Raw genomic sequence first — 528 nt, 5'->3', positions numbered from 1 at the left:
GAAGGAGTGGGGGCAACAGCAGCTGCGCTGGTAGACTTATCCACAGTTGCTGGTAACAAAATCAGCAATCCGCCCTGGGTCAAATTTCAATCGGCAGGGTGGGTCAATTTTCCATCAGCGCCAACAGCGCTACCGGGCTAGCGGCCTCAATCTGGTAACGGCTGCCGTCGTGTTGTGGAACACGGTCTATCTGGAACGGGCTGCGCACGCGCTGCGTGGCAACGGCCATGCCGTTGATGACGCGCTGTTGCAGTACCTGTCGCCGCTCGGTTGGGAGCACATCAACCTCACCGGCGATTACCTCTGGCGCAGCAGCGCCAAGATCGGCGCGGGCAAGTTCAGGCCGCTACGACCGCTGCAACCGGCTTAGCGTGCTTTATTTTCCGTTTTCTGAGGCGACCCCTGTACGGCGGTGATACGGCCGTTCCAGGCCTGGATCATGTCCACTTCGCCGTCGCTGATCAGCTGCGCCGACTGCCCGCCGGACGTCCACCAGGTGGCGATGTCGGGCTTGATCTGCTCAAGCTT

The 528-nt window shown here is 60.8% G+C and carries 1 pseudogene; it reads left to right on the top strand.

From position 1 onward, the window contains the following. Nucleotides 1–121: 121 nt before the first annotated feature. Nucleotides 122–370 (top strand): annotated as a pseudogene (locus tag MF6396_RS28140) (Tn3 family transposase); the annotation flags it as partial. Between the last annotated feature and the right edge of the window lie 158 nt (nt 371–528).

Origin of the sequence: Pseudomonas sp. MF6396 (assembly GCF_002018915.1) — a bacterium.
Classification (GTDB): Bacteria; Pseudomonadota; Gammaproteobacteria; order Pseudomonadales; family Pseudomonadaceae; genus Aquipseudomonas; species Aquipseudomonas palmensis.
Note: the sequence above shows the minus strand (reverse complement) of the source record. Positions and strands in the feature narration are given on the sequence as shown.